Source organism: Kosmotoga sp. (genome assembly GCF_982836095.1).
Genome location: NZ_CEYIHJ010000127.1, coordinates 1 through 5,728 on the forward strand (window position 1 = coordinate 1; position 5,728 = coordinate 5,728).

At 41.3% G+C, this 5,728-nt stretch carries 5 protein-coding genes and 1 pseudogene; 4 read left to right on the plus strand and 2 right to left on the minus strand.

Annotated features, from left to right (window positions below):
- Nucleotides 1-98 precede the first annotated feature (98 nt).
- Together AC3LHT_RS08210 and AC3LHT_RS08215 are read left to right on the plus strand one after the other, a co-directional pair.
- Nucleotides 99-1,163 carry an alanine/ornithine racemase family PLP-dependent enzyme gene (locus AC3LHT_RS08210; RefSeq protein ID WP_488662551.1) on the plus strand — a complete coding sequence of 355 codons (1,065 nt, stop codon included), beginning with the start codon at nt 99-101 and terminating at the stop codon, nt 1,161-1,163.
- Complete coding sequence (locus AC3LHT_RS08215) at nt 1,153-1,962, plus strand: GNAT family N-acetyltransferase (protein WP_488662552.1); 810 nt, start codon at nt 1,153-1,155, stop codon at nt 1,960-1,962. The genes AC3LHT_RS08210 and AC3LHT_RS08215 overlap by 11 nt, the downstream gene beginning before the upstream one ends.
- On the opposite strand, the gene AC3LHT_RS08220 is transcribed toward AC3LHT_RS08215, so the two are convergent.
- Nucleotides 1,955-2,395: a CBS domain-containing protein gene (locus tag AC3LHT_RS08220; RefSeq protein WP_290668063.1), complete on the minus strand. Its 441-nt coding sequence runs from the start codon at nt 2,393-2,395 to the stop codon at nt 1,955-1,957. The genes AC3LHT_RS08215 and AC3LHT_RS08220 overlap by 8 nt on opposite strands.
- A gap of 4 nt (nt 2,396-2,399) precedes the next feature.
- Nucleotides 2,400-3,677, minus strand: coding sequence for an ArsB/NhaD family transporter (locus AC3LHT_RS08225; RefSeq protein ID WP_290668065.1), 1,278 nt, complete (start codon nt 3,675-3,677; stop codon nt 2,400-2,402).
- Nucleotides 3,678-3,789: 112 nt separating this feature from the next.
- Between AC3LHT_RS08225 and AC3LHT_RS08230 the strand changes: the two genes are divergently transcribed.
- Nucleotides 3,790-5,181, plus strand: a complete 1,392-nt coding sequence (locus AC3LHT_RS08230; protein WP_290644512.1) for a Do family serine endopeptidase — start codon at nt 3,790-3,792, stop codon at nt 5,179-5,181.
- A 256-nt stretch (nt 5,182-5,437) separates the two neighbouring features.
- Nucleotides 5,438-5,728, plus strand: a pseudogene (locus AC3LHT_RS08235) (ribosome maturation factor RimP); the annotation flags it as partial.

Genomic DNA, 5,728 nt, shown 5'->3' on the forward strand with positions numbered 1-5,728 from the left:
TTCACTTCTATAAGGAGAATATAACTGCCTTTATCCATATTTCAATTATACGATAAGGGATATTGATTAGCTGATATAATTACAGTGGAGGTGTGAAGATGGCATATGTTGAGATTTATCCAAATAGAGTTTATCAAAACGCTGTATTTCTCAACAAACTATGTGCGGAAGCGAAAATAGAGGTGGTTGGTGTTACAAAGGTAACCTGTGGCGACCCGAACATCGCTGAAAAAATGCTCAAAGCGGGCATCAAAATCATTGGAGAATCAAGGCTTGAGAACATCAAAAGGTTAAAAAAAGAAGGGATTGGAGCAAAATTCATGCTTTTGCGTCCCCCTGAGCAGGCAAGAATTCGTGAAGCGCTTGAGCTCGCCCATTATTTTTTGATTTCCGACCTGAAGGTTCTCGAAAATTTTATCGATATTGACAACACAACTGAAAAAGGATACATATACATGGTGGATACTGGCGACTTGCGTGAGGGAGTTTGGTACGCAGAAGCCCTTCCAGAACTCCTGAAGGCTTATGAAATCGCCGGCAGAAAGCTTCTTGGAATTGGTACAAACCTTGGTTGCTATGGAGGGGTAAAAGCTACCCCGGAGAAATTCGCGCTTTTGGAAGAACTTTCAGAGAAGTTCAGAAAATCAACAGGATTTGAGTTGCAAATTCTTTCTGCCGGGAATACCGCTTCGCTTCCTCTCGTGGAACGTGGTATTGTTCCACCGGGTATAAACCAGTTCAGGCTTGGTGAATCCATAATATGTGGAACAGACGTTACGAACAACCGCAATGTGCCCGGAACGAGGCAGGACAATTTCATATTGTATGGTCAGATCATCGAGCTAAAGCGCAAACCTTCGATTCCCGAAGGGGAAATCGGCTTGGATGCCTTTGGACGTAAACCACGCTTTGAAGACCGTGGAACAAGACTCAGAGCCATTCTTGACCTTGGTGAACAGGATATTCTGCCCTCTGGTCTAATTCCTATGGTAGATGGGGCAGAAGTGTTGCACGCTTCAAGTGACCATCTGATAGTAGACTTAACAGAAGTCCCAAAAGCTTTCAAAGTTGGAGAATATATGCCTTTTAGAATGTCTTACGGGGCGTTGCTGAGGGCGATGACTTCAACTTATATCAGAAAGGAATACGTATATGCGCTTTAGAAAAGTTAAAAGTGAAGATTATCAGAAGATCGTTAAGCTCACCTCTGGGGTTTGGGATGGTAGTGATTACATCCCTTTGGTTTTTGAAAAATGGCTGAAAGAAGGAAATGGCTATTTCTACTGCCTTGAAGATAAGCATAACCAGCTTATCGCCCTTGGCAGGCTACTGCTTTTTGAAGATGAGGTTGGCTGGCTTGAAGGCTTAAGGGTTGCTCCTTCTTATCAAAACAGGGGCTTTGGCAGGGAAATGGCCCGGAAGATGATTCAGCTTGCGAAAAGTCTTGATATAAAGACATTATACTTTTCAACATACTTTGGTAACGTCAAATCCATAAGCATAAACGAAAAAATGGGCTTTTCACGAATAGAGGTCTATACAAATTTGCAGCTGGATACCCTTACATCCGGATCAAATGTTACTGTTTTTCCCTCTTCTTTCAGTTTTCATGGTTTTGTCTCAAATGATTGGGTCTTTTTTCCTGCCAAAGCTGAAACAATTGTAAATTTTTTGCCCGCATGTGAATTCGTGGAAATCTCAGGATGCCAGATTATCTTTTCGAGAAATATAAAGTTTCCAGACACGTTAGAAATATCTTGGCTGGATTCTTCAAAGGTAAACGAAAAAGTAATCAGAGGAGCCATTTCTTTTGCTAAAAGCAAAGGGTACAAAAGAATGCACCTCATGCTTAAGGCTGGCTCTCATTTGGAACCCTTTTTGAAAAATGGTTTCTATTATTTTGAAAAGAGCGAGGATGTGTACCTCTACAAAGGGGAAGTCGAAAAGCTGAAACTCACTTGAATCCGAAATTTGCGGCCAGGATTTCGATAGAGTTGAGATCACCGATAACATTTAACTTTTCATCAACGACGGGGATTTCCTGAACTTCAAACTGCAGCATTAGTTTTATCGCTTCTGATATCGGGGTTTCCTTTGTCACAGTGATCGGATCTAACATGATGTCCTTTGCCCTTTTGCCCGTTAGAATGGCCACATTTTTCGCCAGAAGACTGCCAGACTGAATTATGCCATAGTTAGAATAGCCGCAGATTTTCAGTAAATAGAGAACCGGGATTATGCCTGTGAGTTTCCCATTCTTGTTTGTAACATAGAGCGTGCGTGTAATTGGATTTTCAACAAGTACTTCAATTAAGTGGTTTAGGTCGTCTTCTTCCTTTACAATGGGAGCTTTTATCGTTATGGTATTGTAAACATCTTTCACCTTAAGAGACATCTTATCACCATCTTCCATACCTTACTATTATATAGATGTTCCCCATTATCAAGCTCATAACGGTTGGGAAAAACGCAAACCTAAGATATTCACGAAAGCCTGTTGCCTTTCTTGTGTGTCTTTCCAGAAGGGCGGTTCCAACCATATTCGCAGCAGCGCCAGTCATCGTGGCGCTTCCGCCAAAGCAAGCCCCTATGGACAGGACCCACCAGATATCTGCTGGAACTCCATGTACAGCAATTAAAGTTTTTATTATGGGAATCATAACAGTTACAACAGGAACTGCCCCTATAAAACCACCTACAATCGCAGTAAGCCATAGTACAAGAGTGTAAAGCAGTATTTCATTAGTATACGCCCTGGCGATAACATTGGATACTAGATCTGTGATTCCAACAGCTTTCAATCCATATGAAAGCATAAAAAGACCTATGAAGAAAAATATTGTATCCCATTCTATATCCCCAGCCAATTCAGAAAAATCTCTGCCACTTAAAAGCATTGCTGCGGCTGCACCGGTAAGTGCTATGGTTGCGGCTTCGTAGTCCAGTTGTTCATGTAAAATAAAGGCTATTATTACAGCAAGGAACACACTGATGGATTTTACGAGCTCCTTTTTTGAAGTGATGATTTTCGACATGTCTAAATTCATAAGGTGCTTCAGCTTTGATTTTTGCACTTCTATATTGGATATATATTTCTTATTGAAAAATATTCCATAGAAAAGAAGCACAACGATTACAATGGGGGCTAATTGATATATGAAGCTTAAAAAACCTTCACCACTTGCAGAGCCTATCAATATGTTTGGCGGGTCCCCTATCATTGTAGCTGTCCCGCCAAAATTGGCTGCCAGTACTAACGAAAAAATCAATGGAGACGGGTTCAAGTCGAGCGAGTCAGAAATAAGAAACAAAATAGGTGAAAAGAGCAAAATAGTGGTTACATTGTCCAGAAAGGCTGAAAATAAAGCAGTCACTGCAATAAACGATCCAAAAAGGAGACGTAAATTTCCACGGGAGAGTTTAACAACACCTATAGCCACATATTCAAAAAAGCCCGTCCCTCTCAAAATTGCGACAACAATCATCATGCCAATTAATAACCCTATCGTGTTGAAATCCACATAGGTTCCAACGTTTGATGTCTTAAAATCTTCTATCACCCTCGCCATTACTATCAACATACCCGCAGAAAAAGCCACTATCGATCTTTTGAGCTTACCCCTGATTATCAGATAGTACGTGATTAGAAAAACCACAATAACAAAAAGGCGTTCCATTCAATCACTCTCCCATACACAAACCAATTTTAAGTATATCACCCTGGAATTGAACTGTTCATTGACATCTTTCGTCAAAAGTTGATGAATGTCATAAAGGGAGGTGTTCAGGATGAAGAAGTTGTTGCTGGTTACACTTACCATTTTGGCAGTGACTTTGGGGCTTGCTTTCGTGAATCCTGATTATGTCAGCCCTGTTGAAAAAGTCGTTGAGGCTGCTGCACCGGCTGTGGTGAAAATTGACGTTGAAACCACTGCAAAGATCAGCCCTTTTGACCCCTTCACCGAGGATTTTTTCAAGAGATTCTTCGGTGAAATCCCTTTTGCTGAAAAAAAGGCAGAAGCATTGGGGTCAGGATTCATTTTTGATGCTGATGGTTACATTCTCACAAACGAACATGTGGTACACAACGCTGATCAAATCAAGGTTACACTTCTTGATGGCAGTAAATACGATGCGAAATACGTTGGTGGCGATGAAGAACTTGACATCGCTGTTATTAAAATCGATCCGGATGGTCAACAACTCCCCGTGCTGGAAATCGGGGATTCCGATTCTCTCAAAATTGGGGAATGGGCAATCGCCATAGGCAATCCCCTGGGATTTCAACATACAGTTACTCTTGGCGTCATCAGCGCCACTGGTAGGCAAATACCAAAGCCCGATGGAAATGGTTATTACTCCAACCTCATACAGACGGACGCTGCGATAAATCCCGGGAATTCTGGTGGTCCCCTTTTGAATATCCACGGGCAAGTTGTCGGCATAAACACTGCCATAGTTTCACCACAATATGGAACCACGTTGGGGTTTGCAATCCCGATAAATGTCGCTATGAGATTTGTTGATACGATAATCAAAGGCATTCCGATCCAAAAAGCTTATCTTGGTGTATATGTAAGTACTGTTACAGAAAGCACCGCCAAATCTCTTGGCCTTAAAGTGGATACCGGTGCCCTTGTCACTGATGTAATAAAAGACTCTCCAGCTGAAAAAGCTGGAATAAAAACTCAGGATGTAATAGTTAATTTCAATGGTTTGGACATACACAGTTCCGATGAATTAGTTGCTGCGGTTCATAATTATCCCGCAGGCTCTAAGGTCTCAATCACACTAAACAGATTTGGCAAAAAAATAACGCTCAATGTTGAACTCGGTTATCAAGACAATGCCGAAGGAAAGAAAACTCAGGAGAAATATCAGGACGATAAGCTCGGACTTGTTGTTGACAATATTCTTCCTGGCGATAGGGAAGAACTCTCTATTCCACAAGAAATCTCAGGTGTTATAGTCCGAGATGTTCTCGAAAACAGTTATGCTTCCCGGATGGGAATGTCCAAAGGCGATGTTATTGTGATGATCAGTGTAAATGGAAAACAAGAAGAAGTTTCATCACTTGAAGATTATAAGAAAGTGGTCTCAGAATTCAAGAAAGGTGATTATGTTGCACTGATCGTTCTCAGAGAAGGTGTGCGTTATATAGCTTCATTTAGATACTATTGACAGCATTCAGCAAGGCGGTAAACAAAAGCGCCGCTACACCAATTGGTGTTAGCGGCGTCCCCCCTTTTCCCCTGTCACGGGCTTACACGTTGAATTATAACACAACACTTCCTGATTTCAAAACATCTGCGAAGAATCTTGACTTTCTTCTGTATTGACTTCACTAAGCCAAAGATATATAATAAATTATAGAATAACCTCTTATCAAGAGGAGGGCAATTTCAGCCCTCTATTTTTATTAATTTGAGGTGATATTATGGAACTCGTTGACTCGTTAAATCAACTTGCAAAAAAAGTAGCGGCTGAAACCGGTTACGAAATTTACGCGTTGAAACTAAAGCGCTATCGAGGAAAACGTCAGTTGGTTGTAACCATTGATCGGGAGAAGGGAAACATTTCTCTCGAAGACTGTAAAACGTTTTCAGAGAAATTTGGGCGTCTACTCGATAACGAGAACATCATTGAAGGTTCTTATGAGCTCATTGTGCAGTCTCCCGGTGTTGAACGTGAATTGAGAAATCCCGGCGATTATGCGCGCTTTGCTGGA

Excerpts from the sequence above, each read along its gene's own strand:
- AC3LHT_RS08210 (WP_488662551.1), top strand. The coding sequence starts at position 99 with ATGGCATATGTTGAGATTTATCCAAATAGAGTTTATCAAAACGCTGTA.
- AC3LHT_RS08215 (WP_488662552.1), top strand. The coding sequence starts at position 1,153 with ATGCGCTTTAGAAAAGTTAAAAGTGAAGATTATCAGAAGATCGTTAAG.
- AC3LHT_RS08220 (WP_290668063.1), bottom strand. The coding sequence starts at position 2,395 with ATGTCTCTTAAGGTGAAAGATGTTTACAATACCATAACGATAAAAGCT.
- AC3LHT_RS08225 (WP_290668065.1), bottom strand. The coding sequence starts at position 3,677 with ATGGAACGCCTTTTTGTTATTGTGGTTTTTCTAATCACGTACTATCTG.
- AC3LHT_RS08230 (WP_290644512.1), top strand. The coding sequence starts at position 3,790 with ATGAAGAAGTTGTTGCTGGTTACACTTACCATTTTGGCAGTGACTTTG.